1 protein-coding gene is annotated in these 362 nt (G+C 73.2%); it reads right to left on the bottom strand.

Annotation, left to right across the window (positions count from 1 at the left end; genetic code table 11):
• On the bottom strand, positions 1 to 362 hold a 362-nt coding region (locus tag AC1D0A_RS22015), incomplete at both ends, for a transposase (RefSeq protein ID WP_476946848.1).

Genomic DNA, 362 nt, shown 5'->3' with positions numbered 1-362 from the left:
TTGCCTTCCCTGCTGATGGATCCGTCGCGTCGTTTGCCTGCCGATTCGTACTGGGTGGGGGACAGACCCGATGCCCGGTAGATCTGTGACGGCCCGGGCCAGCGGTGCGGGTCGCCCAGGGCGCCGCCGTAGTTGCCGGCGCGGACCACGCCCCAGCCCGGGGTCGTGGTGAGCGTCGCGAAGGGGCTCAGCGGCAGCGGCCGGGCGAGTTCGGCCTCGGATGCGTCGATCTGCGCGGTGAGCTCGGTCAGCAGGTCCAGATCGGCGGCCAGCACCTGCCGGGCCACGGCTGCGTCCGCCGTGGTCAGCGCGTCGCGGGCGGCACGGACGAGCCGTTCGGCCAGCGGCTGCCGAACGTGGAG

Source organism: Arthrobacter sp. P1_D4 (assembly GCF_056406115.1).
This window is presented reverse-complemented; position numbering and strand designations above follow the sequence as displayed.